Origin of the sequence: Sphingomonas faeni (assembly GCF_040407505.1) — a bacterium.
GTDB classification, from domain to species: Bacteria; Pseudomonadota; Alphaproteobacteria; order Sphingomonadales; family Sphingomonadaceae; genus Sphingomonas; species Sphingomonas faeni_E.
The window spans coordinates 163427-188716 of the sequence record NZ_JAPZPQ010000004.1; the positions used below are offsets into that span (position 1 = coordinate 163427).

24 protein-coding genes and 2 tRNA genes are annotated in these 25290 nt (G+C 66.5%); 8 read left to right on the forward strand and 18 right to left on the reverse strand.

The window, feature by feature from the left end; all coding sequences use genetic code 11:
* Positions 1 to 105 precede the first annotated feature (105 nt).
* Both O6X71_RS13965 and O6X71_RS13970 read left to right on the forward strand, forming a co-directional pair.
* The gene (locus O6X71_RS13965; protein WP_056060487.1) at positions 106 to 537 is read left to right on the forward strand and encodes a response regulator; all 432 of its coding nucleotides are present in this window, start codon (positions 106 to 108) and stop codon (positions 535 to 537) included.
* 52 nt (positions 538 to 589) lie between these two features.
* Complete coding sequence (locus O6X71_RS13970; RefSeq protein WP_353466364.1) at positions 590 to 1960, forward strand: AmpG family muropeptide MFS transporter; 1371 nt, start codon at positions 590 to 592, stop codon at positions 1958 to 1960.
* Here the strand turns inward: O6X71_RS13970 and O6X71_RS13975 are convergent.
* From O6X71_RS13975 to O6X71_RS14020, 10 genes are all read right to left on the reverse strand, one after another.
* A complete protein-coding gene (locus O6X71_RS13975) occupies positions 1950 to 2426 on the reverse strand; it encodes a DUF6628 family protein (RefSeq protein WP_353466365.1) in 477 nt (158 codons plus the stop codon). The two genes, O6X71_RS13970 and O6X71_RS13975, sit on opposite strands and share 11 nt — an antisense overlap.
* A 68-nt stretch (positions 2427 to 2494) precedes the next feature.
* Entirely contained in the window at positions 2495 to 3814 is a 1320-nt protein-coding gene (locus O6X71_RS13980) for a bifunctional folylpolyglutamate synthase/dihydrofolate synthase (protein ID WP_353466366.1), read from the reverse strand.
* 120 nt (positions 3815 to 3934) lie between these two features.
* A complete protein-coding gene (gene accD, locus O6X71_RS13985; RefSeq protein ID WP_353466367.1) occupies positions 3935 to 4786 on the reverse strand; it encodes an acetyl-CoA carboxylase, carboxyltransferase subunit beta in 852 nt (283 codons plus the stop codon).
* Entirely contained in the window at positions 4783 to 5595 is an 813-nt protein-coding gene (trpA, locus tag O6X71_RS13990; RefSeq protein WP_353466369.1) for a tryptophan synthase subunit alpha, read from the reverse strand. Before trpA ends, accD begins: the two co-directional genes overlap by 4 nt.
* 124 nt (positions 5596 to 5719) lie before the next feature.
* Entirely contained in the window at positions 5720 to 6961 is a 1242-nt protein-coding gene (gene trpB / locus O6X71_RS13995; protein WP_353466370.1) for a tryptophan synthase subunit beta, read from the reverse strand.
* 97 nt (positions 6962 to 7058) lie between these two features.
* Positions 7059 to 7691 carry a phosphoribosylanthranilate isomerase gene (locus O6X71_RS14000; protein WP_353466371.1) on the reverse strand — a complete coding sequence of 211 codons (633 nt, stop codon included), beginning with the start codon at positions 7689 to 7691 and terminating at the stop codon, positions 7059 to 7061.
* A gap of 64 nt (positions 7692 to 7755) precedes the next feature.
* Positions 7756 to 8430: an orotidine-5'-phosphate decarboxylase gene (pyrF, locus tag O6X71_RS14005; protein ID WP_353466372.1), complete on the reverse strand. Its 675-nt coding sequence runs from the start codon at positions 8428 to 8430 to the stop codon at positions 7756 to 7758.
* Complete coding sequence (locus O6X71_RS14010; RefSeq protein WP_056060459.1) at positions 8427 to 8774, reverse strand: lipopolysaccharide assembly protein LapA domain-containing protein; 348 nt, start codon at positions 8772 to 8774, stop codon at positions 8427 to 8429. Before O6X71_RS14010 ends, pyrF begins: the two co-directional genes overlap by 4 nt.
* 105 nt (positions 8775 to 8879) lie before the next feature.
* Positions 8880 to 11168: a patatin-like protein gene (locus O6X71_RS14015; RefSeq protein WP_353466373.1), complete on the reverse strand. Its 2289-nt coding sequence runs from the start codon at positions 11166 to 11168 to the stop codon at positions 8880 to 8882.
* A gap of 35 nt (positions 11169 to 11203) precedes the next feature.
* Positions 11204 to 11929: an endonuclease/exonuclease/phosphatase family protein gene (locus O6X71_RS14020; protein WP_353466374.1), complete on the reverse strand. Its 726-nt coding sequence runs from the start codon at positions 11927 to 11929 to the stop codon at positions 11204 to 11206.
* 170 nt (positions 11930 to 12099) lie between these two features.
* Between O6X71_RS14020 and O6X71_RS14025 the strand changes: the two genes are divergently transcribed.
* Complete coding sequence (locus O6X71_RS14025) at positions 12100 to 13554, forward strand: L,D-transpeptidase family protein (RefSeq protein ID WP_353466375.1); 1455 nt, start codon at positions 12100 to 12102, stop codon at positions 13552 to 13554.
* A 132-nt stretch (positions 13555 to 13686) separates the two neighbouring features.
* Here O6X71_RS14025 and O6X71_RS14030 read toward each other — a convergent pair whose 3' ends face one another.
* From O6X71_RS14030 to rpsA, 5 genes are all read right to left on the reverse strand, one after another.
* Entirely contained in the window at positions 13687 to 14112 is a 426-nt protein-coding gene (locus tag O6X71_RS14030; protein ID WP_353466376.1) for a DUF4112 domain-containing protein, read from the reverse strand.
* A gap of 5 nt (positions 14113 to 14117) precedes the next feature.
* Positions 14118 to 15596 (reverse strand): ABC transporter substrate-binding protein, encoded by a 1479-nt coding sequence (locus tag O6X71_RS14035; RefSeq protein ID WP_353466378.1) that lies wholly within the window; start codon positions 15594 to 15596, stop codon positions 14118 to 14120.
* A 38-nt stretch (positions 15597 to 15634) separates the two neighbouring features.
* A tRNA-Leu gene (locus tag O6X71_RS14040) sits at positions 15635 to 15718 on the reverse strand.
* A gap of 105 nt (positions 15719 to 15823) precedes the next feature.
* Entirely contained in the window at positions 15824 to 16102 is a 279-nt protein-coding gene (locus O6X71_RS14045) for an integration host factor subunit beta (protein WP_176501355.1), read from the reverse strand.
* A gap of 175 nt (positions 16103 to 16277) precedes the next feature.
* Positions 16278 to 17996: a 30S ribosomal protein S1 gene (gene rpsA, locus O6X71_RS14050; RefSeq protein ID WP_056060414.1), complete on the reverse strand. Its 1719-nt coding sequence runs from the start codon at positions 17994 to 17996 to the stop codon at positions 16278 to 16280.
* A 276-nt stretch (positions 17997 to 18272) separates the two neighbouring features.
* Between rpsA and O6X71_RS14055 the strand changes: the two genes are divergently transcribed.
* Complete coding sequence (locus tag O6X71_RS14055; protein ID WP_133018745.1) at positions 18273 to 18530, forward strand: SemiSWEET family transporter; 258 nt, start codon at positions 18273 to 18275, stop codon at positions 18528 to 18530.
* 274 nt (positions 18531 to 18804) lie between these two features.
* Here the strand turns inward: O6X71_RS14055 and cmk are convergent, their stop codons facing one another.
* Entirely contained in the window at positions 18805 to 19443 is a 639-nt protein-coding gene (cmk, locus tag O6X71_RS14060; protein ID WP_056051420.1) for a (d)CMP kinase, read from the reverse strand.
* A gap of 1 nt (position 19444) precedes the next feature.
* Complete coding sequence (gene aroA / locus O6X71_RS14065; RefSeq protein WP_353466380.1) at positions 19445 to 20779, reverse strand: 3-phosphoshikimate 1-carboxyvinyltransferase; 1335 nt, start codon at positions 20777 to 20779, stop codon at positions 19445 to 19447.
* Between the two features lie 99 nt (positions 20780 to 20878).
* Between aroA and O6X71_RS14070 the strand changes: the two genes are divergently transcribed.
* Positions 20879 to 21205: a TIGR02300 family protein gene (locus O6X71_RS14070; RefSeq protein ID WP_031395784.1), complete on the forward strand. Its 327-nt coding sequence runs from the start codon at positions 20879 to 20881 to the stop codon at positions 21203 to 21205.
* 82 nt (positions 21206 to 21287) lie between these two features.
* Positions 21288 to 21363 (forward strand) — tRNA-Ala (locus O6X71_RS14075).
* A 44-nt stretch (positions 21364 to 21407) separates the two neighbouring features.
* On the opposite strand, the gene O6X71_RS14080 is transcribed toward O6X71_RS14075, so the two are convergent.
* Positions 21408 to 22301: a LysR family transcriptional regulator gene (locus O6X71_RS14080; protein ID WP_353466381.1), complete on the reverse strand. Its 894-nt coding sequence runs from the start codon at positions 22299 to 22301 to the stop codon at positions 21408 to 21410.
* Positions 22302 to 22409: 108 nt separating this feature from the next.
* Here O6X71_RS14080 and O6X71_RS14085 point away from each other — a divergent pair, with 108 nt between their 5' ends.
* Both O6X71_RS14085 and O6X71_RS14090 read left to right on the forward strand, forming a co-directional pair.
* A complete protein-coding gene (locus O6X71_RS14085) occupies positions 22410 to 23576 on the forward strand; it encodes an isovaleryl-CoA dehydrogenase (protein WP_353466382.1) in 1167 nt (388 codons plus the stop codon).
* A 112-nt stretch (positions 23577 to 23688) separates the two neighbouring features.
* On the forward strand, positions 23689 to 25290 hold the full coding sequence (locus O6X71_RS14090; RefSeq protein WP_353466384.1) for a carboxyl transferase domain-containing protein: 1602 nt from the start codon (positions 23689 to 23691) through the stop codon (positions 25288 to 25290).

The window sequence follows — 25290 nt, forward strand, 5'->3', positions numbered from 1 at the left end:
ATGGATCGGCGCCAAGCGCGAAAATATTTGCGACCGTTCGCCCGCAAGCGCGTTAGGACACGCGAGCGTAACGATCCTTCGTGCGCATCCGGGGGTCTTTCGGCGATGTTGTTCGGGAAGAAGAAGCGGCAGATCGTCCGGCTCCTCGTGGTCGAGGATGAACCGCTGGTCGCGTTCGATACCGAATATTTCCTGACCGACGCGAAGTTCACGATCGTCGCGACGATCGACCGGGTCGCTGAGGCCTTGCCGATCCTGGCGAGCGACACGGTGATCGATCTGGTGCTCGTGGACGTGAACTTGGCGGACGGCTCCGGCATCGACGTAGCGCGCGCGGCACAGGCTCGCGGCGTGCCGGTGATGTTCGTGACGGGAAGCTGCCCGGTGGAGGCGACCACGCTCGCCGCTGGCTGCATGGCGAAGCCGTACATGCCGCGCGACCTGATTGCGGCTATCGAGGCGATCGAGGCGATGCTCGGTGGCGGCAAGCCGACGCGCGTACCGTCGGGCTTCACGTTGTTTCCGCGGACGGCGTGACGCTGATCGGCTAACGTCTTCCCTCGCCCGGACAGCGCGCTATGGTCGGCGCATGTCCACCGATACCGTCGCTCCCGATCCCGTCGAACGCCGTTCCGTTCTCGCAACGCTCGCACCATACCTCCGGCCGAGGCCGATCGCCGCGTTGCTGCTCGGCATATCGAGCGGCTTTCCGCTGGCCTTGCTGCTCGGGACGATGGGCTATTGGCTGTCGAAGGTCGGTATCGACAAGAAGACGATCGGGTTCGCGATCGGCCTGACCACGCCGTACACGCTGAAATTCCTGTGGGCGCCGTTCATCGACCGGTTCGAGATTCCGGTGCTGACTCGCCTGGTCGGACAGCGCCGCGCATGGCTGTTCGTGGTCCAGGCGCTGTTGTTCGGATCGGTCTGGATGCTCGGGTTCAGCGCGCCGCAGGAGCATCTCGGCGTCTTCGCGTTCTGGGCGATCGTCACCGCGTTCCTCGGCGCGACCCAGGACATCGTCATCGACGCCTATCGCATCGAGATCCTGCCCGAGGACGAACTCCCGCACGGCACCGCCAACAACCAGTTCGGCTACCGCCTCGGCAACTTGGCCGCTGGCGTCGGCACGATTGCCATCGCCTCGTCCGAAGGCCTCGGGCTGGGCTGGGCGCTGGGCTACGGCCTGACCGCGTTCTGCGTCATCCCCGGCGCGCTAGCCGCTCTTTGGGCCGGGCGAGGCCTTCACGATCGCGTGCTGGCCAAGCAGCCGCATGAGACCGGCGGGCGCTGGCTCGAAGATACCATCATCGGTCCGTTCCGCGAGTTCTTCCAGCGGCGCGGCGCGGTGCTAATCTTGCTGTTCGTGCTGATCTACAAGCTCGGCGACGCGATGGGGCAGGGGATGCTCAACCCGATGATCGTCGAGCTCGGGTTCAGCGACACCGAATTCATCGCAATCAACAAGCTGGTCGGTTTCTGGGGGCTGATCGTCGGTACCGCGCTCGGCGCGCCGTTCATGGCGTGGCTCGGTCTCGGCCGCGCGCTGTTCGTGTCGGGCGTGCTGATGATGCTGAGCAACTTCACCTTCGTGATCCTCGCCTGGCATGGCCATTCGAACACGTGGCTGACGATCGCGGTGGCGACGGAGCAGGTGACCAGCGGGATCGGCCTGACCGTGTTCGTGACGTATCTCTCGGGCCTGTCGAACCTCGCCTACACCGCGACCCAGTTCGCGCTGCTGTCGTCGTTCGCCGCGGTCGGGCGGACGTGGCTGGCGGCCCCCGCCGGCTATGCCGCCACAGCGCTCGGGTGGCCGGGGTTCTGGATGCTGACGATGGTCGTCGCGATCCCCGGCCTCGTGCTGTTGTGGATCTTGTGGCGGCAGGGGTTCGTGGTCGAGAGCGTCCGCCGGGCGCGCGCAGACGAAACCCCGGATGCCCCCGCCGCTATATCGTGATCGGGCGACCCTCGTCGGCGAAGGCTGCGGCGACCGCGGCGGCGCTGGCGAGCACGCCGTCGATGCGGCGGACGCCGAGCAGGTCGGCCATCAGATAGCGTGCGGATTCGGGCGCGGTCTCGACGCGCGCGAGCACCGACAGCATCGCCGATTCCGCCGGCGTCATCCGCGCGCAACAGCACGGGGCGATCGCGATGGTACCTGCCGAGGTGCCGGCCAAGTCCGCCATTAGCGCCCTCAGCAGTACGAGCGGGCGACGGAAGCCTTGCCCAAACGCAGTGAACATCGTGTGCGAAGCGCGGGCGTCGGCGAGGCCGTGCGCACCCATGCGCCGCATCGCGAACAACGCGATTCGCGCGTTTTCACAAGGTGGTAGCGCGTGGGGCAGCAGCGAGGTCGCGCTGGCGATGGTCTGTGTCGAGGCGGCCGTCGAGTTGGTCGTCGAATTGGGGCGGGTATCGGTCATTCACGCGACTCCGTGGTGGTGCCCACAAAGTCGCCCGTTGGTTATTGATAGTCAATAGCAATAAGAATTCAATCCGGCGGTTGGTCGTTTGCGGCGAGCACTTCACCGGCAAGGTAGAGCGAGCCGGCGATCAGCACGAGTTGCGGCTGGTCGGTTTGTGCGGCGATCGAGCCTAGCGCTTCACTGGGCGTGGCCGCTGTTCCGGCGGCCTTTCCGAACGATCGGGCGAGCGTCGCGAGGGCCTCGGGCGCGTGATGGGCGTGGCCGGGGACGGGGATGGCGATGACATGGCCGACCGACGGCGACAGGATGCGGATCACGGCGTCCGCATCCTTGTTCGCGAGCATGCCGAGGATCAGCGTCACCGGCCGTCCCTTGACGAGCGTCCTCAGCGCGCGCGCGACCGGTTGCGCGGCGTTGGGGTTATGTGCGCCGTCGAGCCACAGCTCGCTGCCCTCGGGCAATCGCGCGAGCAGCGGGCCATCCGACAATCGCTGCATCCGCGCGGGCCAGTGCGCCCAGTCGGCCGCGGCGCGCATCGCCGCTTCGGGAATGTGCAGTGCGCCTTGGTGACGGAGCATCGCGATCGCGAGCGCTAGGTTGCGAGACTGGTGTGCGCCAACGAGACGGGGGCGGTTGGTTACAACCGAAAAGCCGTTGTCTTCGTAGCGGACGGTCGAGCGTGCGGTCTCGCTCGTCCAGGCTGTGCCGCGGGCGAACACCGGCGCGCCGGCGGCATCGGCGACCGCGGCGATCTTTGCACGGAGGGCCTTGGGATAGTCCATCGTGACGAGCGGCACGCCGGGCTTGGCGATGCCTGCCTTTTCGCCGGCGATCTCCAGCAGCGTGTCGCCGAGGAACGACTGGTGATCGATGCCGAGCGCGGCGATGCCGGTGACGACCGGGTTCGGGATGACGTTGGTCGCATCCAGCCTGCCACCGAGTCCGACCTCTACGATCGTCGCTGCGGCCGGCGTGCGCGCGAAGGCAAGGAAGGCGGCTGCGGTGGTGACTTCGAAGAAGCTGGCTTGGAGATCGGAGGCTTGGTCGAGCACTTCCGACAGCAAGGCGGCAAGCAGGTCGTCTTCGATCAGCTTGCCCGCGAGGCGGATGCGTTCGTTGAAGCGAACGAGGTGCGGCGAGGAATAGACATGGACGCTGTGCCCGGCAGCCTCGATCGCGGCGCGGAGGAACGCGCAGGTCGAACCCTTGCCGTTGGTGCCAGCGACGTGGAGCACCGGGGGGAGGTTGAGGTGGGGGTCGCCGAGGCGGCTCAGGAGCGCGGTGATACGCTCCAGCCCGAGAATATCCGCGCCGGGCGACAATGCGGTCAATCGGTCGAGCTGCGCCTGAACTACGGGCGAGGAAGAAACGGCGTGGTCGGGCATTCTTCTAGACTCCCTCTCCCCTCCGGGGAGAGGGCTGGGGTGAGGGGCAGTTCCGGGCGCAGCGTTGCTTGCCGCCCCTCACCCCGACCCTCTCCCCGAAGGGGAGAGGGAGTAGGTTCGTTACGCGGCCGCGCGCGCGCTGAGATACCCGATCACCGTGCCGAGCTGCTCGCGCAGGTCCTTGCGGTGGACCACCATGTCGATCAGCCCATGTTCGAGATAATATTCGCTTGTCTGGAAATCCTCGGGCAGCTTCTCGCGGATCGTGCTCTCGATCACCCGCCGTCCAGTGAACGCCAGCGTCGCCTTGGGCTCCGCGATCTGCACGTCGCCGAGCATCGCATAGGCCGCCATAACGCCACCCGAGGTCGGGTCGGTCAGCACGACGATGTACGGCAGCCCGGCATCATGCAGCATCTGGATCGCGACCGTGCTGCGCGGCATCTGCATGAGGCTGAGGATGCCCTCCTGCATGCGCGCGCCACCACTCGCGGTGAAGATCACGTAGGGCACCCGGTCCTCGATCGCCGCCTCGACGCCGCGCACGAACGCCTCGCCGACCGCCAGGCCCATCGAGCCGCCCATGAAGCCGAAATCCTGCACGCCGACGATGACGCGGTGGCCGTCGATCGCGCCGCGTGCGTTGATCAGCGCGTCCTGCTCACTGTTGTCGGTCCGCGCGGCCTTGAGGCGATCGGTGTAGCGCTTCTGGTCGCGGAATTTCAGCGGGTCTTCGGGCACTTTGGGTGCGGGGAGTTCGCTGCAGCTGCCCTCGTCGAACAGCTGGGCGAAGCGGATTTTCGGCCCGATGCGATCGTGATGATCGCATTTCGGGCAGACGTACAGATTGTCCTCGAGCTCCTTGGTGAAGACCATCTGCCCGCAGCCCTTGCACTTGTGCCAGAGATTCTCGGGCGTCTCGCGCTTCGCAACGAAGGGCAGGACGTTGCGGACGCTGTTGAGCCAGCTCATGCGGGGACCTTTCGGGCCGAGGCGACGGCATCGGCGAGAGACTTGATATAGGCGCGGACCGGCTCCGCCGCAGCGGCACCGTGCTGCGCGACCAGCTCGACGATCGCCGAGCCGACGACGACGCCGTCTGCGACGCGCGCGACATTGGCCGCCTGTTCCGGGGTGCGGATGCCGAAGCCGACCGCGATCGGGATGTCGGTCTGTGCCTTCAGGCGAGCGACGGCATCCTCGATCGAGGATTGCTGCGCCTGCTGGAGCCCAGTGATGCCGGCGACCGAGACGTAATACAGGAACCCGCTCGCACCATCGAGCACGGTCGGCAGGCGGGCGGCGTCGGTGGTCGGCGTGGCGAGGCGGATCAGGTCAATCCCGGCGGCACGCAACTGAGGGCCGAGCGCGTCGTCTTCCTCGGGCGGGACGTCGACGCAGATCACGCCGTCGACGCCGGCGTTGGCGGCGGCCTGCGCGAACCAGTCCGCACCGCGCCGGAGCATCGGGTTGCCATAGCCCATCAGGACCAGCGGCACGTCCGGGTGGCGCGCGCGGAACGCGGTGGCGGTGGCGAGGATGTCCGCGGTGCGCGTACCCTGCGCGAGGCTGCGGATGTTGGCGGCCTGGATCGCGGGGCCGTCGGCCATTGGATCGGTAAACGGCATGCCGAGCTCGATCGCGTCCGCGCCGCCGGCGACGAGCGCGTCGAGAATTGGGCCGGTAGCCTCAGTGGTCGGATCACCCGCAGTGACGAAGGCAACGAGCGCAGCGCGACCGGCGGCGGCGGTGCGCGCGAAGGTGGCGGCGAGGCGGCTCACTGCTCCCCTCCCGCTTGCGGGAGGGGTCGGGGGAGGGGCTGACATAGCCCCGAGTTCAAGGTCCGAGGAGCGAACAGGCCCTCCCCCGACCCCTCCCGCAAGCGGGAGGGGAGCAGAAGTGCGATCATATCGCCACCCCGAGTGCTTCGGCCACCGTAAAGATGTCCTTGTCGCCACGGCCGCAAAGGTTGGCCAGGACGATCTGGTCCTGCCGCATCTCGCGTGCCTTCTTCGTCACCGTGGCGATCGCGTGGCTTGGCTCCAAGGCGGGGATGATGCCTTCGGTCCGGCACAGCAGCTGGAACGCGTCGAGCGCCTCGGTATCGGTCGCGCTGTCATACTGGACGCGGCCAATGTCGCGCAGCCAGGCGTGCTCGGGGCCGATTCCGGGATAGTCGAGCCCGGCCGAGATCGAGTGTGCCTCGGTGATCTGGCCGTCCTCGTCCTGCAACAGGTACGTCTTGTTGCCGTGGAGCACGCCGGGGAACCCGCCCGCGAGGCTCGCCGCATGCTGCTTGTCGAGACCATGGCCCGCTGCCTCGACGCCGAGCATCTGCACGTCGGCATCGTCGAGGAACGGATGGAACAGCCCGATCGCGTTCGAGCCGCCACCGATCGCCGCGACCAGCAGGTCGGGCAGGCGACCGACCCGCTCCAGCATCTGGGCGCGTGCCTCGGTGCCGATCACGCTCTGGAAATCACGGACCATCTCCGGATACGGATGCGGGCCGGCGGCGGTGCCGATGATGTAGAAGGTGTCGTGGACGTTCGCGACCCAGTCGCGCATGCCCTCGTTCATCGCGTCCTTCAGCGTGTGTGCGCCGCTGGTCACGGGGCGGACTTCGGCGCCGAGCAGTTTCATGCGGAACACGTTGGGCGCCTGACGCTCGACGTCCTTCGCGCCCATGTAGATCACGCAGGGCAGGCCGAAGCGCGCGCAGACGGTGGCAGTGGCGACGCCGTGCTGGCCAGCACCAGTCTCGGCGATGATCCGCGTCTTGCCCATCCGCATCGCGAGCAGGATCTGGCCGATGCAGTTGTTGATCTTGTGCGCGCCGGTGTGGTTCAGCTCGTCGCGTTTGAACCAGACCTGCGCACCCATGCCCTCGGGGGCGGACTCGCGGAGCGCTTCGGTAAGGCGCTCGGCGTAGTAGAGCGGGCTCGGGCGGCCGACATAATGTTCGAGCAGATCGTCGAACTGCGCCTTGAAGGCGGGGTCGGCCTTGGCGGCGCGGTACGCCTCGTCGAGTTCGAGGACGAGCGGCATCAGCGTTTCGGCGACATAGCGACCGCCGAAGTCGCCGAAATGGCCGCGCTCGTCGGGCTGGGCGCGGTAGGAGTTGGGGGCGAGGGTGGGAGCGTTCATGCGGAGCGCTTTAGCACCTCGGTACGGTGCGCCAAGCCCTTGTATCCCCGTGAAGACGGGGATCCAGTCTGGGCACCCGCCTTCGCGGGTGAACAACTCAGGCGGCGACCGCCCTGAGGAACGCCGCAATCTTTGCTTCGTCCTTGGTGCCCGGTTCGTTTTCCACGCCTGAGGACACGTCGACCAGTTCCGCCCCTGTCCGACGAATGGCCTCTGCCACGTTTGCAGGATCGAGCCCGCCCGATAGCGCCCAGGGCAGCGGATGCCGGAACCCGTCGAGCAAGTCCCAGTCAAACCGCAAGCCCATCCCGCCGGGCAGCGCCGCCGAGTCCGGCGTCTTCGCATCGTACAGGATGCGGTTGGCGATTCCGACGAACCCGTGTGCCGCATCGAGATCGCCACGCGTACGAACCGCGACCGCGACCCAGGTCTCGATCCCGAACTTCGCGCGGATCGCGGCGACGCGTGGCGGAGACACCTTGTGAAGTTGCAGCACGTCGAGCGCCGCCGAGATGACCGCCTGTTCGAGCATGTCGTCCTCGGGATCGACGAACACGCCGACCTTCGCCACATGCCGCGGTACGTGGGCGGCGAGTTCGGCGGCCTTGGCGAACGTCACGTGGCGCGGCGAGGCGGGGAAGAACACGAACCCGACATGGCTCGCCCCGTGCTTGATCGCGGCGTCGAGCGTGGCGGGGGTGGAGAGGCCGCAGATCTTGGCGGTGGTCATTCGGGTTCCTTGGGGGAGCAACACGCCCCGTCATCCTGACGAAAATCAGGGTGACGGAGCAGGCTTATAGCGTCGCGCCGATCGCGCGGGCTGCGATGTCTGGGTCTTCGGCCTGTGTGATCGGGCGACCGACCACCAGGATCGAGGCGCCGGCGTCCATCGCCTGGCGCGGGGTGACGACGCGCTTCTGGTCGCCGACCTGGCCATCGGGCAGGCGCACGCCGGGCACCACAAAGAACCCCTTGGGCCAGATCGCCTTGGCCGCCGCAACCTCCGCGCCGGAACACACGATCCCGTCGACCCCCGCCCCGCAGGCGAGTTCGGTGAGCCGCGAAACCTGGTCGTGCGCGTTGCCGATGACGCCGGTCGCGGCGAGATCGGTCGCGTCGAGGCTGGTCAGCATCGTCACCGCGATTACCTTGGTGCCGAGCGGGGCGGCGGCCTTGGCGTCTTCCAGCATCGCCCGCCCGCCGCTCGCATGCACGGTCAGGATCGCGGGCTTCAGTGCGCCCAATGCCTGCACCGCCTTGGCCACCGTGTTCGGAATGTCGTGCAGCTTCAGGTCGAGGAAGATCGGCAGGCCGAGCTCCGCCATCGCATGCACGCCGGACTGGCCGTGCGCGCAGAAGAATTCGAGCCCCAGCTTGATCCCGCCGACATGGTGGCGGACGCGCGTCGCCATGGCCTTCGCGCGGGCGAGGTCGGGCGTATCGAGTGCGACGTAGATACGGTTGCTCACAGGAGCGACCCCGGCGGCGTAGCGGTCGGCACAACAGTCGGTGCGATCGTTGCGGGAGTCTCGGCAGGCACGAACGCCACCGGTTCCGGCCGCGGCGTGCGCAGGTCCAGCAACTCGCGCTCGCAGGTCGACAGCCGCTGTCGCAGCCGCCACCGGATCGCATGATTGTAGAGCATCGTCGGCACGAACCCGATCAGGAACGTCACGAACAGCAGCAGCGGCAGGTTCACGTCCGCGATCAGCCCGCCCCAGAGCTGGATCTGGACGGCGTTCCAGTTGCTGATGGTGAAGACCGCGGCGATGAACGCCAGCAGGCACCAGAACAGGATTTTCAGGAACTGCATGCGGCGACCCTTTATCATACCCCCATCGCGTCGGAACGCGGTTGGAAACGCAGAGCTACCGCCACATCCGCCTTTTGGCCAGTCTTCTACCTAGCGAGAGGGGCTTTAGCCGATCTCAGTCCGTAGCTGCGCGATCAGCGGCAGGATCGCGGTGAGCCGTGGTTCCTCCTCGTCGAGGATCGCAAGGAACGCGGCGCGCTTGATTGCCGCCACCCGGCCGGGCTTCATCCGGACCGTCGACGGCAGTGTCGAAACGGTGATGTCGATCATCCGCTCCGACCCGTGCAGCCGCCCCCAGAGATAGTCGTTCTCGCGGTAGGCGCGGCTGAAGAACGCGCCGAACGTGCCGAACTGGATCCCCTTCAAGGTAGCCTCAGCGCCGCCGGAGCGGATCGAGGTCGCATCGTCGGGCGCGATCCGGTCGACCTTGATCGGATCAAACTCGTCGAGCCCTTCGCCCTGCAACAGCGGCAAGGTCGCGGTGTCGAAATACGGGAAGCCGAGATACGCCAGCAACAGCGTCCGCCGTGTCGGCTTGGCGAGCGCAGCAAACGCCTCCGCCAGTCGCTGGTCGGTCTCCGCATCGAGGCGCTCGAGGTCGAACGTCCGGCCGAGCGTTTCCAGCACCGCGCCCGCATCGCCGCGCATCGCCCGCACCGCATCGTGCAGGCCGGCGTGCATTTCGGCGCGCAACCGGTCGAGATACGGCGACAGCGATTCGTAGATGGCGTCGCGCATCGGTCCCAGTTCCGGCTCGTCGGCGGCGGTCTCAACTTCCGACAGGCGCCGTGCCATCAGCCGCAGCCGGCGGATGCGGAAGCCGATGTCGAAGGTCCGCAGGAACGCGATCGATGCGGCGCTGGCCCCACCCGCATGGCCCGATCCGAGCAGGTCCGCGCCCGACGCGGCGACATGCGCAACGATCGCCGCCCGGATCTGTGCCAGTCGTCGAGGGCGGTGGTGCTCCCCGGCATCGAACAACAGCAACGCCAGCGTCTCGATCACCGCGCTGCGTTTCAGATGGCCGTACGCGACGAAGCCATAGCCCGAGCTCGCCGCCGCCGCCTTCTGCGCGCGCCGCCGCCACGCGATCAGCCGCGGTGCGGTCGGCCGGTCGAGGAACAATGTGTGGCCGAACAGCGATTCGACGTCGGCCTCCACCTCCGGACGGATCGCGGTGAGAATGCCGCGCATCCGGTCGATCCGCGCGGAGCGTTCGGCGATCGCCTCCAGATTGTCGCGGATCGGTTGCTGGCGGGGAATGTCGCTGATCGCGCCGATGATCGTCTGGAAGAAACCGGGCGTGCCACCACCGCGGTTGAGCCGCAGCTTGATGTCGGGGGAGGGGTCTATGTAAATGAAGCGCCGGTCGATCTGGCGCCGCGCCGGCCGTTCCTTGAGCGCATCGAGCGCGGGCCGGAACGGCGCGTTGGCGAGCACCGACCCGTCGATCAGCACGGCGCTTTCGGCGGCGTTGGCGGCGGTATGGCGGGGGAGGACGCGCGCAAGGAACGCCGGACGTTCCGGCCAGACGATCGCGCGATCCTTAAGAACACCGTCCAGTTCTGCGACCGTGAACGGCGGAAAGGCCCCTGGAAAGCTCGACGTCGCGCGGGCCGCGAACGCCAGTTCCGCGGGCGGCGCGAGCGTGTCGCACGCACCGCCATTGTCGGTGAAATCGACCACTAGGCGATGCTCGGTCTCGACCACTTCCGCCGGTGAATTGAGCTGCAACCGTTCCGGGTGCCCGGAGAAGTCGGTGACCGTCACGAACAGGTCGAGCGGCTGGCCCGGCGGCAACAGGCGCGGCCCGCGCTCGCTCGCCGCCATCGCGTCGAACGCATCGAGCAGCAGGTTGGTGAAGGTCTTCCCCCCGAACGGCGGCTCGAACCAGCGCGAGCGGATGAAATGCGACAGCTTGGTGCGCACCTCCTCACGCGTGGGATCGTCTAGCGCGTCGACCTTGTCGGTGCTGCGACCCGCGGCCATCCAGGCGAGCGGCATGGCCCAGGCCTTAGAGAACCGCGATTTCGGTGCCGCCTCGGTATCGATCAGCGCTTCGACGTCGGCCGACGTCATCCAGAGGTCGGTCAGCGGGGCGAGGCTTTGCCCGGTCGCGATCGCCTGCGCGAGGAAGATGCCGTTGATCCCGCCCGCGCTGGCGCCCGCGATGATGTCGGCGAGGACGCGGACGCGGATCGCGCCATGCGCCTCGATCTCCTGGAGCAGCGCGTGATAGACGCCTTCGCTGCCGCCCTTCGGCGTGTCGCCGTCGTGGAAGGCGCGGCTGGCGCAGACTAGGCGCCAGATCTCCTTGGTGATGCCGTGCATGTAGACCGCAAGGCTGATCCCGCCATAGCAGACGAGCGCCAGTCGCAGTTCCTTCTCGCGCATTCTACATCCTCATGCCGACGGTATCGCTCGGGGTTTTATCCGGTGGCGCCGGTTCGGTTCGTCGGTTTCGTTGGCTCCAGGATAGCCCAGATCGGCAGGTGATCCGAGGCTTTCCGCGCCGCCGGGCTGGCATGGACGCCACACTCGACCACGTTCAAGTCCGACGACACCATGATCCGGTCGAGCCGAGCGACCGCGCGCCGCGAATGGAAACTTGCCCCGGTCTCCGCGAATGCATAGTCGCGGCCGAAATCGCGCAGGCAGCCGGCGCCAGCGCTCCATTCGTTGAGATCGCCCATCATCACCGTCGGATGCGCCTGCGCGCAGGTATCGACATGGTTCATGATCGCGGCGGCCTGCTTGCGCCGCCACAGCCCCGACAGGTCGAGATGCATCCCCAGCACACGCAACATGCCGCCCGCGAACTGGACGTCGGCCATCACCGCCCCGCGCGGCTCGAGCGAGGGGAGGTGGAGCGGCTCGCTGTCGACCACCCGCGCCGACTTGCGCACCAGGATGACATTGCCGTGCCAGCCCATGCTGAGCGCGCGCAGGCCGAAATCGACCGGCTTCCAGTCGCTATGCTCCTCCAGCAGGTGATGCGGCAGCACGCAGGCCTTGGCCCCGAAACGCCGGTCCGCTTCCTGGAGCGCGATCACGTCGGCATCGATCTCGCGCAGCACCTCGACCACGCGTTCGGGATTGCGCCGACGGTCGAGCCCGATGCCCTTGTGGATATTGTAGCTGGCGACCTTGATCATGCGTGGGCCCTATAACGCGACGGGCGCGATCCGGGTTGCAGAATGACGGTGCGTGACATGCAAAAGGCACGGGCTGCCGTTCTGGTGGAAGAATTACGTCGCCGCTCCTCCGTCGTGGAGCGGAGATCTACACCCGCGCGTTGTAGGTCCAGATTGTGGGGGAATTGCTGATGCGTCTAGGTTTGATCGGTGCATCGCTGCTGGCGATGACGTGTGCACTCTCGGCGTGCGAGGTGAAGACGACGACCGCCTCGAACACGCAGCAGCCCGCGGCGGCGGCGGCTCCCGCGGCTGCGCCGACCGGGTGGACCACCACCACCGCCGGGCAGTTGCGTAGGGCGATCGCGGCGCGGGGCGCTCATGGCCTCGACCGGATGAGCTTCGATGCGAGCGCGCAGCCCGGTGCCGGCGACGACGCGTTGACCAAGGCTGCGTTGGCATACGGCAAGGCGCTGTCGCAGGGCGCGACCGATCCGACCAAGTTGTTCGACGCCTACACCGTGCCGCGCCCGCAGGTCGATCTCGGCCGTGGCCTCGCCGCGGCGCTTCAGGCCGGCGACGTCGGCAAGTGGCTCGCCGGGCTGGCGCCGCAGGACGAGAATTACGCGCGCCTATCGAAGGCCTATCTCGCGACGCCGAAATGGGAGCAGACGCCAACGTCCGCGATCCCCGACACGGGCAAGCCGATCAAGCCGGGCGAAGCCGATCCGCGCGTCCCTGCGATCGCGCACCAGCTCGTCGCGTTCGATTATCTCGACAAGGCAGCCGCGCAGGGCGATCGCCTGACCCCTGCGATGATCCTCGCGATCAAGAAGATGCAGGCGGATTACGGCATCAAGCCGGACGGCATGATCGGCAGCGCGGCGCTCGGCATCCTCAATTTGTCCGATGCGGACCGGGCACGCGCGATCGCGGTCAACATGGAGCGGCTCCGCTGGCTCGATCGCAACGCGCCGACGACGCGGATCGACGTCAATCTCGCGGCGGCACGGCTGAGCTACTGGCGCGATGGCAAGCTGGTCGACAGCCGCAAGGTCGTGGTCGGCGAACCCGACAAGGAAACGCCGCAGCTCGGGTCGCCGATCTTCCGCCTCGTCGCCAATCCGACCTGGACGGTGCCGCGCTCGGTCGAGAAGAAGGAGATGGCGGGCAAGGGCGCCGGGTATCTGCGCGCGAACAACCTCGCGTGGAAGAATGGCTGGCTGGTCCAGCAATCGGGGCCGAAGAATTCGCTCGGCTTGGTCAAGTTCGACATGTCCAACGAGCACGCGATCTACCTGCACGACACGCCAGCGAAACAGCTGTTCGCGGAGATCCAGCGCCAGCGCAGCCATGGCTGTGTCCGCGTCGAGGATGCGCTCGGGTTCGCCGAGCTGCTCGCAAAGGACGAGGGCGTGACCGATCAGTGGCATGCCGCTCGCGCGACCGGCAAGGAGACGTTCGTCAAACTGCCCAACGAGATACCGGTGCGTTTGTTGTACCAGACCGTGCTGTTCGACGATGCCAGCGAGCCCGTCATCCGCGCCGATCCCTATGGCTGGAACGACCGCGTTGCCGTCGCGCTGGGGCTGGGAACGAGTGCGAGCTACAAGCCGGCGGCGCGTGACGCGGATGTCGGGCCGTAACGACTATTCTAAGTCGCTATGTATCGTCATCCCCGCGCAGGCGGGGACCCATATTGGCTGACATTCGAGATCATTTGGAAGGCTAGCCAGTATGGTTTCCCGCTTACGCGGGAATGACTGTTGTGTGGCCGGTTATCCCTGAAGCGTCGTCGTCGACGGATAGTGCCTGTCGAGATGACGCTTGATGATCCGCAGGTTGCGGGTGTTCGAGCGGAAGAAGAAATCGGGGATCGCGCCGACGAACGGGATCATACCGAACGCCCAGTCGAGCCCGACATTGCCGAACATCCGCGCCATCTGGATCTTCGACATGCCGATGTTGCGCGCTTCCCATGCCATCCACGCGCCGACCGCCGCTGCGATCGTGCTGCCGGCGAACGGGATGAGGTCGAGCACGACGTCCATGCCGACCTTGCGGTTGGTGCCGGGGATGACGAACAACCCCTCCATCACGCGCTCCATCGCCTCGACGCGGCGGCGCACCGACAGCGCGTCCTTCCCGAGCGGCAGCGTCTGGAAGATCTCGCCGGGGGCGATGCGGGTGGTGCGCGGGTTCATGGACCCTAGTTGGTATCGGCGCGCAACCGGTTCAACGGGTGCCACGCGCGGGTGTTCGCCTGCCACTGGCTGAGGCGTGGGGAGACCAGCGACCAGCGCAACGGCCGCGCCAGCGGGATGAACGCCACGTCTTCGTTCATCGCGGCATCGGCGGCGGCGATCCTCGCGCCGCGTTCGGCGAGCGTCGGCGCCTCGCGTGCCGCTTCCAGTGCCGTCCGTGCCGCATCGCCGCACGCGACGCAGGCCGCCGCCAGATACCAGCGCGCGCTGTCATAGGGCGCGACCGCATCGACCAGCTTCAGCTCGGCCGCGTCGTCGATCCCGACTCGCCGGGGGACGATCCCGATCGCCATCAGCGATGCCGCGACCTGCGCATACAGCAACGTTGCCCCCGGCCCGGTAGGCAGCGCGACCCGCAGTTCGATCGGACCCGGAATCTGCTGTTTCCAGCCTGCAACCCGCTGGCGCGCGGCGGCGCGACGTTCGTCCTGCGTCAACAGCGTCCATGCCGGCACCTGCGGCAGCGAAGCGGAGTCGAGGATATTGGGCAGGATACGGTCCGCCGGGTCCCAGTTCGGCGCGACCGCCCCCGTCACCGCCGACCGGTCGATCGCCTGCGACACGGCGGCGCGGTTGGCGGCATCGGCCAGGAACCCGTCGCGCCGGACGATCGCCAGGCCGAACAGTCCGACAGCCGGATCGACGCGGATGTTCGCCGGCGCGATACTGGTTACCGCCAGCAACGGCCAGTCGACGAAGCTGCCCCCACTGACCAGATCGGAGTCGCGATTGGCGAACCGCGCGATCGCGCGCGCCGCACGCTCGCCGATCAGCCGGACATCCTCCTGTGGCTTTGCCTCGCGCTGGTCGTCGGGATCGGCCTGACCCGGATCGAACGCAGGCCGTAGCAGCGGCGCACGACCGCGATGTGCCACGCGGAACGGTCCGGTTCCACCGGTCGGACGCAGCCGCAGCAACGCGAGTTCGGGTTGCGCGAACAGCTTCAGCAGGTCGGGGCGCGGCCGCGACAGCCGCACCTCGATCACCTGCGGCGTCATCACGACGATCTCGTCGATCGCGGTCAGGAACGGTGCAAGCGGATTGCGTACGCCCGCCGCTGCCCGTGCGGTATCGGGGCCGCCAATCTGTCGCCTTAGCATCGTCACCACCTGTTCGGCGGTCACCGGCGTACCATCCCCCCAGTCGCCCTCGCGCAGGCGGAAGATGTAGCTCATCCCGCCGTCGATCACGATCCAGCGCTCGGCGATCCCTGGCTCGATCTGTCCCGCGGCATCGAACCGCACCAGCCCCTGCGCGGTCGAGTCCATCAGCAGGCGGGCAGGGGTGTCGAGCGCGACGCGGCTCGCATCGGCGACATGCGGGACCCCGCCGATCGCACTGACGACCACCGCGCCGGTATCCGGCCGCCGATCGCACGCGGCCAGCCCCGCGCACGCGGCGATCAGGCCAACGGTCAACGGCATCCGAGAGCGGAAAGCACGCATCAGCAAGACGAGAGAGTTGGTGCGGACGGCGGGACTCGAACCCGCACTCCTAGGGAGGGAGATTTTAAGTCTCCTGCGTCTACCGGTTTCGCCACGTCCGCACACGGTCCCAACAAGACGAGGTCGCGCGCAGGGTCAACCCATCTTGCTTGGTCGCCGGCATATTCCTGCGGTTTGACACGCAGGCCAGCGTCGACTGGTAGCGTTCACACGTTGAGACGTGCGCGCATTTCCTTGCCCGGCTTGAAATAGGGCACGCGCTTGGCCTCGACCTCGACGACTTCGCCGGTACGCGGGTTGCGGCCGGTCCGCGCATCGCGCGCACGCGTAGAGAATGCACCGAAACCGCGCAGTTCGACTCGACCATCGGCGGCCAGTCGCTTGGATATCTCATCGAAGAAGGTGCTGACGATCAGCTCCACTTCGTTAGGCTGTAGGTCCGGATGCGCCTCGGCGATCTTAAGGACCAGTTCAGATCGGATCATTCGAGCCCCCGCCCATCTAAAAAAACGCGTACAGATTGATACAGGTCAACCTGCGAGGCATTAGCACTTATTACCGAACAGTCAAAAACCAAAGTGGATCTGACAATAAAAAGCCCGACATGTTCGAGACATGCCGGGCGTTTTCATCGATAAGCCGTTAGGCTTTTCTTAACACTTACTTCTTCTCAGCGTCCGTGCGGGCCTTGAGGGCCTCGCCCAGGATGTTGCCGAGGGTCGCGCCGGAGTCCGACGAACCGTACTGAGCGACAGCCTGCTTCTCTTCCGAGATCTGCATAGCCTTGATCGAGAAGGTCGGCTTCTTCGAACGATCGAAGCCGGTGACCATCGCGTCGAACTTCTGGCCGACCTGGAAACGCTCCGGACGCTGCTCGTCGCGATCGCGACCCAGATCCGTGCGCTTGATGAAGCCGGTCGCGCCATCGTCGCCCTGCTGCACTTCGAGGCCCGCGTCGCGGACTTCGAGAACGGTCACGGTGACGATCGCGTTCTTGTTCAGCTTGTCGCCTGCCGCTGCGATGCCGCCGGCCGATGGCCCGCCACGCTCGAGCTGCTTCATGCCGAGCGAGATACGCTCCTTCTCGGCGTCGATGTCGAGCACGACGGCCTCGACGGTCTCACCCTTGCGATGCAGGTTGAGCGCGTCCTCGCCCGAAACACCCCATGCGATGTCGGACATGTGGACCATGCCGTCGACGTCGTTGTCGAGGCCGATGAACAGACCGAACTCGGTCGCGTTCTTGACTTCGCCTTCGACGGTCGAACCGATCGGATGAGCGGCAGCGAACGCCTCCCAAGGATTGGCCTGAGCCTGCTTGAGGCCAAGCGAGATGCGACGCTTCTCGGAATCGACTTCGAGGACCATGACGTCGACTTCCTGCGAGGTCGACACGATCTTGCCCGGATGGACGTTCTTCTTGGTCCAGGACATTTCCGACACGTGGACGAGGCCTTCGATGCCCGCTTCCAGCTCGACGAACGCACCATATTCGGTGATGTTCGTGACGCGGCCGGTGAGCTTCGCACCGACCGGATACTTGACCATCGCGCCATCCCAGGGATCGCTCTCCAGCTGCTTCATGCCGAGGCTGATGCGCTGGGTGTCCTTGTTGATGCGGATGATCTGCACCTTGACGGTGTCGCCGATGTTCAGGACCTCGCTCGGGTGACCGACGCGCTTGTAGCTGAGATCGGTGACGTGCAGCAGGCCATCGATGCCGCCGAGATCAACGAACGCACCGTAATCGGTGATGTTCTTGACGACGCCGTCGATGATCTGGCCCTCGGCCAGGCTGAGGATCAGGCCCGAACGCTGCTCTGCGCGCGTCTCTTCGAGAACGGCGCGACGCGATACGACGATGTTGCCGCGCTTGCGGTCCATCTTCAGGATCTGGAACGGCTGGGGGATATCCATCAGCGGGGTGACATCGCGCACGGGGCGGATATCGACCTGCGAACCGGGCAGGAACGCGACGGCGCCGTTCAGGTCGACGGTGAAGCCACCCTTCACGCGGCCGAAGATGACGCCTTCGACGCGGGTCGTCTTGGAGAATTCGGTTTCCAGCTTGTCCCATGCGGCTTCGCGACGGGCGCGATCGCGGCTGAGCATCGCTTCGCCGTGGACGTTCTCGACGCGGTCGACATAGACTTCGACTTCGTCGCCGACCTTGAGGTCAGCCTTCTGGCCCGGCGCTGCGAATTCGCGAAGCGGCACGCGGCCTTCCGACTTCAGACCGACGTCGATGACGGCCATGTCGTTCTCGATGCCGGTCACGGTGCCATGCACCACGCGGCCCTCGAAGCTGTCGGCGTCGCCGAGCGTTTCGTTCAGCATCGCCGCGAAATCGTCGCGGGTCGGCATTACCTGGGTTGCCATAGAATTCAGTAATCCTAGTCTGTTTCCGGCCAAGCGGTTGGGTCCGCTGGTCTTGGCCTTCGTTGCCGCGACGACCGAACGCCGGCGCAGCATCCGGACGGCACGAGGCTGCGGAGGACGTAGACGCTGAATGCGAAAACGGCGCGTGAGACTCGTGGGTCTCCGCGCCTTCCTCCACGAGCATCGCTCGCCGGACGGTGCCGTATAGCCGAAACCGGGTCTCGGAGCAAGTTCGTCGACGGTTCGTTAGGGCCGCTTCACCACAGGAGCGAAGATTTGAACGAACGCGGCATTCTCGTGCTGGGCTGGGTCGCCACCGTGACGGCGATCGTGATGTACCTCTCGTACATCGACCAGATCATGCTGAACCTTTCAGGTCAGAAAGGATCGGTGGTCCAGCCGTTCGCGACGATGGTGAATTGCGCGCTGTGGGTCGGGTACGGGTTTCTGAAGGACAAGCGGGACTGGCCGATCGTCGTGGCGAACTTTCCGGGGGTGGTGTTCGGGGCGGTGGCGCTGGTTACTGCGCTGTAAGGCGCGCGCGCCGGCAGCAGCGCTTTAGGCTGCAAGCGGGTAACTGGCGGAAGCTCCTACCTCCTTGTTCTCCCGCGAAGGCGGGAGCCCAGTCTGGGTCCCCGCCTTCGCGGGGAAACAATATTGGGTTGCGGTAGCTCCCCCCAACAGAGCAACCACCCCGGCGGAGGCCGGGGCCCAATTGGGGGACGGCACTAACTGAGGATCACGCTTCGTTACCGCGGACGTTCCAATTGGGCCCCGGCCTTCGCCGGGGTGGTAGAGAGAGAGGGGCTTAAACCGAAGCCGCCTTCTTCGCCCGCTGCGCCTCCACCAACGCAACAGCCCTCTGCACCGAAGCCTCGATCGACAGAAAACTAGTATCCAGCAAAGCAGCATCCGCCGCCATCACCAGCGGCGCAGTAGAACGCCCGCTATCCCGAGCATCCCGAGCCCGGATATCCGCCAACACCCGATCCTTGCTCGCAGTCCCCCCCCGAGCCTGCAACTCGGCATGCCGACGCTGCGCCCGAATATTCGGCGTCGCCTTCACGAACAGCTTCGCATCCGCATCCGGCGCGATCACCGTGCCGATATCGCGCCCATCCAAAATCGCGCCGCCCTCCTGCGCCGCGAACCGCTTCTGCCGATGCAGCAACGCCGCGCGGACCAGCGGATGCGCCGACACGACCGACGCCAGCGCGCCGATATCGTCATCACGCAACGCCGGATCGCTCAGCAGCGCATCGCTGAAATCGCACGCCGCGACCGCGTCGGCTTCGGTCTCCGGATCGAGCCCCATCCGCGCCACGCTCAGCGCCACGGCCCGGTACAACAGCCCGGTATCGAGATACGGCAGCTTGTAATGCTTGGCCAAGGCACGCGCGATCGTGCCCTTGCCCGATGCCGCCGGACCGTCGACTGCGATGATCATCTTAATTCCCCCGGCCGGTCAGCGCGTCGAGCGACCGGAAGAACACGGGATAGCTCGTCGCCACCGGCGATACATCGTCAATCGTGACGGGCTCGCGGCTCCCAAGTCCAGCCACGACCATGCTCATTGCGATGCGGTGGTCGAGTTTCGAGGCCACCCGAGCGCCACCACGAATCGCCGCGCCGCCCGACCCGGTGATCGCCATGCCGTCTTCATACTCTTCGCAAACCACGCCGCAGGCTTCGAGCGCGATCCGCATCGTCGTGATCCGGTCCGATTCCTTCACCCGCAACTCGTGTGCGCCGCGCGCGATCGTCGTGCCGCTCGCGAACGCCGCGGCCACGAACAGCACCGGATACTCATCGATCATGCTCGGCGCGAGATCGGCCGGCACCTCGATCGCGGTCAACGGCGCGTGGCGAACGCGCAGGTCCGCGACGGGCTCGCCACCGACGATGCGCGGGTCGAGTTCGGTGATATCCGCGCCCATCATCCGCAAAGCCATGACGATCCCGATCCGCGTCGGGTTCAGTCCGACGTTACGCACGACGATATCCGACCCCGGCACGATCGACGCCGCGACCAACCAGAACGCCGACGACGAAGGATCGCCCGGCACGACGATGTCCTGGGGCTTCAGGTCCGCTTCGCCGGTAATCGAGATGATGCGGCCCTGGTTCGTCTCCTCGACGGTCAGCTTCGCGCCGAACCCCGTCAGCATCCGCTCGCTATGATCGCGCGTCGCGACCGGCTCGATGACCCGCGTGATCCCCGGCGTGTTGAGCCCCGCCAGCAAAATCGCCGACTTCACCTGCGCCGAAGCGACCGGCAGCGTATATTCGATCGGCACCGCCGGGCACATCCCGCGAACCATCAACGGCAGCCGCCCGCCAGGCGAAGAGGTAATGTCCGCCCCCATCTGCGACAGCGGCTCGATCACGCGCCCCATCGGCCGCCCCGACAGCGACGCGTCGCCGGTAAAGGTACAGGTGATCGGATGGCTCGACACCAGGCCCATCAGCAACCGCGTCGACGTCCCCGAATTGCCCATCTCCAGCGCAGTCTCGGGCTGGAGCAACCCGCCCACGCCAACACCGTCGACCGTCCAGATGCCGTCCTCGCCACGCTCGATCGTCGCGCCCATCGCGCGCATCGCCGCCGCGGTCGCGAGCACGTCCTCGCCCTCCAGCAGCCCCTCGATCCGGCTGGTGCCGACCGCCAGGCTCGCGAACATCAATGCGCGGTGGCTGATCGACTTGTCGCCGGGGACCGCGATCGAACCGGTCAAGGGACCGCGCGCGACGACGTCCATCGAAGTGGGGAGGGGGTGTGCCATGGGGCCGGGCTTTTGACAGTGGCCTTGCGCTATGGCAAGGCGCGCCCACTTTGCGAGGGTATCCCCCCGCAATCCATTCATCCGAAAGGTTCTATCGGCATGATCAAGCCGGAATGGGGCACGAAGCGTTCGTGCCCGAAATGCGCGACGCGTTTCTACGACCTCGAAAAAGCCGACCCCGTGACCTGCATCGAATGCGGGTATGCGTGGGAGCCCGAGCCCATCCTGAAGTCGAAGCAGCCGCTGCCGTTCGAGGTCGCCAAGCCCGACACCAAGAAGCCCGACGCGGATCTCGAGGGTGACGAGGAAGAGGATATCGCCTCGATCACCGGCGAGGACGAAGAGCCGTCGGCGGACGACGAAGTCGATCTCGGCGGCGACGACGACCTCGGCGTCGAGACGCCGCAGGACGAGCACGAGCGTTAAGTAGAATAAATTTGGCAGGCGGCATTTACGCCGCTTGCCAATCCGGGCGGGTCCGGTTAGTGACCCGCCTCCCAACGGGAATGGGGCCGTAGCTCAGCTGGGAGAGCGTTCGCATGGCATGCGAAAGGTCAGGGGTTCGATCCCCCTCGGCTCCACCATTTCCGTTGATGACCGGTCCGCCGGGACAGCTTTTTACATAGCGTCAGTCGAGATCGTCGGCACCGGCTCTCACCGCGTGCAGATCCCTGAACGTCTCCTCGATCGCCGCGACCATGACGCTTCCCTCGATGCGCGAGGCGGAATCGCTCGCCACCAGCACACCTAAGCGCCGCGTCGGATCGAAGCCCGTCAACCGAATCATCGCGATCCCCTCGCTGGCAAAGCTCGACGGCATGACCGTCATCCCGAGCCCCGCACGGACATAGGTCAGCGCGCGGTCGTCGCTGACGGTGCGGGCGGCCATGAACGGTCGCACGCCGCGCGCGGTGAAGAAGCGGCTCGTCTCGGCCAGCGCTTCGCAGTGGCGGCGGACGATCATCGTTTCCTCCGCGACGTCGGCAACCGCGAGCGTGGCGCGTCCGGCCAGCCGGTGGTCGTTCGCGACCGCGACCGCAAATCCTTCCTCGAACAGCACGCGGCCGCGCGGATCGTCGCCGATCGCGCCGAGCATCGCGTCGATCCGCCCGCGATCGAGCAGCGCAACGAGTTCGCTGCTCCGTCCTTCGACGACTTCTAGGCGTTCGGTGGTGGACGCGCGTCGCGCCCGGCCTAGCGCCGCAGCGATCCAGGATGGCGGCAACGTCGTCGCGATCCCGAGGCGGACGAGCTTGGTCGGAGCCGTGTCCTGCAAATCCCGCTCGGCAGCCGCGAACTCGGCTTCGATCCGGCGCGCATGCACCGCGAACCGCGTACCCGAGGGCGTGAGTTCGATCCGCCGGTTGGTCCGCAGGAACAATGTCTGTCCGAGCGACGCCTCCAGCTTGGCGATCCCGACCGAAAGCGTCGGTTGCGAGATCCGGCACTGCGCGGCGGCGCGCGTGAAATTGCCCTGGTCCACGACCGCCAGGAAATAGCGCACCACATAGCGTTCGATCATAGCGGTACGACCATAGACACGATCTATCGCATGTGTTCGGTCGTATCAATTTCTCTCGAGGGGCGCGACCGAGTATCATGCCGGCAACACAAGGTCTGGAGAGGCTGCATGATACCCGATTTCGATTTCGCGCTCGGCGAATCCGCGGACATGATCCGCGAGAGCACGCACCGCTTCGCCACCGACAAGATCGCGCCGCTCGCTGCAAAGATCGACGCCGACGACTGGTTCCCGCGCGAGCTGTGGCCGGCGATGGGCGAACTCGGATTGCACGGCATCACCGTCGAGGAAGAGTTTGGCGGCCTCGGCCTCGGCTATCTCGAACACGTCGTCGCGGTCGAGGAAGTCTCTCGCGCCTCCGCCTCGATCGGGCTCAGCTACGGCGCGCATTCGAACCTGTGCGTCAACCAGATCCGCCGCTGGGGCAATCCCGAGCAGAAGGCGAAGTATCTGCCGAAGCTCGTGTCCGGCGAGCATGTCGGCAGCCTCGCCATGTCCGAGGCGGGCGCCGGCTCCGACGTCGTCTCGATGAAGCTCAAGGCGGTAAAGACAGACACCGGCTACGTCCTCAACGGCACGAAGTTCTGGATCACCAACGCTGCCTATGCCGACACGCTGGTCGTCTACGCGAAGACCGGCGAGGGTTCGCGCGGGATCACCGCGTTCCTGATCGAGAAGGACATGCCGGGTTTCGCGATCGGCCAGAAGATCGACAAGATGGGTATGCGCGGTTCGCCCACGGCGGAACTCGTCTTCACCGATTGCGAAGTGCCGTTCGAAAACGTCATGGGCCCGGAGAATGGCGGCGTCGGCGTGCTGATGTCGGGTCTCGACTACGAGCGCGCCGTGCTGGCCGGGATCCAGCTCGGCATCATGCAGGCGTGCCTCGACGTCGTGATCCCCTACGTGCGCGAGCGGAAGCAGTTCGGCACGCCGATCGGTCATTTCCAGCTGATCCAGGCGAAGGTCGCCGACATGTACGTCGCACTGAGTTCGGCGCGCGCGTACGTCTATGCGGTGGCGAAGTCGTGCGATGCGGGCAAGACCACGCGGTTCGACGCGGCGGGCGCGATCCTGCTGGCGAGCGAGAGCGCGGTGAAGGTGTCGCTCGAATCGATCCAGGCGCTGGGTGGGGCAGGGTATACCAAGGACTGGCCGGTGGAGCGGTTCATGCGGGACGCGAAGTTGCTCGACATCGGCGCTGGGACGAACGAGATTCGGCGGATGCTGATCGGCCGCGAGTTGATAGGTGCCGCCCCCAAGGTGGCACAGTGAGGGGCCTACTGCTCCCCTCCCGCTTGCGGGAGGGGTCGGAGGGGCTGCCACGAGTGTCCTCCTTCGCCGCATTCCCTCCCCTAGCCCCTCCCGCAAGCGGGAGGGGAATCAAGTGACCGCTCCCGTCCTGACCTCCACGCTGTCCCCCGACAGCGAAACCTTCCGCGCCAACGCCGTCCACAACCGCGCCCTCACCGAAACCCTTCGCGAGGACGTCGCCCGCACCGCACTTGGCGGCAACGTCAAGTCCCGCGAGCGCCACACCGCGCGCGGCAAGCTCCTCCCACGCGACCGCGTCGAACGTCTGCTCGACCCCGGCTCGCCCTTCCTCGAAATCGGCCAGCTCGTCGCCAACGGTCTCTACGACGACGAAGTCCCCAGCGCCGGCCTGATCATCGGGATCGGTCGCGTCTCCGGTCGCCAGTGCATGATCGTCTGCAACGACGCGACCGTGAAGGGCGGCACCTACTACCCGCTCACCGTCAAGAAGCACCTCCGCGCGCAGGAGATCGCGCAGGAAAACCGGCTCCCCTGCATCTACCTCGTCGACAGCGGCGGCGCCAACCTGCCGCACCAGGCGGAAGTCTTCCCCGACCGCGATCATTTCGGCCGGATCTTCTTCAACCAGGCCAACATGTCCGCGCTCGGCATCCCGCAGATCGCCTGCGTCATGGGAAGCTGCACCGCGGGTGGCGCGTACGTCCCCGCAATGTCCGACGAGACGATCATCGTTCGCGGGCAGGGGACGATCTTCCTCGCCGGCCCGCCTCTGGTGAAGGCGGCGACCGGCGAAGTCATCTCGGCCGAGGAACTGGGCGGCGCCGACACGCATGGCCGCCGCTCGGGCGTGGTCGATCACGTCGCCGAGAACGACGAGCACGCGCTGACGATCGTCCGCGACATCGTCTCGACGCTGCAACCGCAGGCTCAGACCGCGGTGAACCTCCAGCAGCCCAAGCCGCCGAAGTTCGACTCCGAAGAGCTGTACGGCATCGTCCCGAGCGACGTCCGCGCGCCCTACGACGTCCACGAGGTCATCGCGCGCCTCGTCGACGGCAGCGAGTTCCACGAGTTCAAGGCGCTCTACGGCACCTCGCTCGTCTGCGGGTTCGCGCACATTTGGGGCATCCCGGTCGCGATCCTCGCCAACAACGGCGTGCTGTTCAGCGAGAGCGCACAGAAGGGCGCCCACTTCATCGAACTCGCCTGCCAGCGTAGAATCCCGCTGCTGTTCCTCCAGAACATCTCCGGCTTCATGGTCGGCGGCAAGTACGAGGCGGAAGGCATTGCTAAACATGGCGCAAAGCTAGTCACGGCCGTCGCCACCGCGACCGTCCCGAAGATCACGGTATTGATCGGCGGCAGCTTCGGCGCGGGGAATTACGGCATGTGCGGCCGCGCCTATTCCCCCCGCTTCCTGTTTACCTGGCCCAACAGCCGGATCAGCGTGATGGGCGGCGAGCAGGCCGCCTCCGTCCTCGCCACCGTCCACCGCGACGCGGACAGCTGGACGCCCGAACAGGCCGAAGCCTTCAAGGCACCCGTCCGCCAGAAATACGAGGATGAGGGCAACCCCTGGTACGCCACCGCGCGCCTCTGGGACGACGGCATCATCGATCCCGCCCAAACGCGCGACGTGCTGGGCCTGGCCTTCGCCACGACGCTCAACGCCCCCATCCCCGAACGCCCCGCGTTCGGCGTGTTCAGGATGTAA